This window comes from Streptomyces hilarionis (assembly GCF_024539675.1).
Taxonomy (GTDB): Bacteria; Actinomycetota; Actinomycetes; order Streptomycetales; family Streptomycetaceae; genus Streptomyces; species Streptomyces hilarionis.
Genome location: NZ_JAHHIT010000544.1, coordinates 1 through 353, shown reverse-complemented (window position 1 = coordinate 353; position 353 = coordinate 1). Strand labels below are relative to the sequence as shown.

At 51.6% G+C, this 353-nt stretch carries 1 pseudogene; it reads left to right on the top strand.

Annotation, left to right across the window (positions count from 1 at the left end):
• Positions 1–353 (top strand): annotated as a pseudogene (gene copS / locus KMS84_RS44170) (copper resistance membrane spanning protein CopS); the annotation flags it as partial.

Sequence of the window (353 nt, the reverse complement as noted above, 5' to 3'; positions counted from 1 at the left end):
GCATTGATCAATTCAGTGATGTTAAGCCTGAGCTGGAGGCACTGCTTGGTGCTCATCGTGATTTGACAGCTCTTATCATCGATGGTGACGGTAAGCTCCTGTTTGCTGACCCAGGTCCGATCGTAGTTCCTGAAGACTTCCGAACGGTCACAAACAGCAATGTCTGGGAGTGGCGAGACCAGGAGCAGATATTTCGAGGCGTGACGGCGCAAGCCATAGTGACGGGGCAGGACAAGCCATTGACAGTGATGTTGATCTTTGATGTTACTCAACATATGGCCTTCTTCGAGACGCTTGAACGATGGTTTTGGATAGGACTGGTGATAAGCGCGCTGGTCAGTGCTGCACTGGGC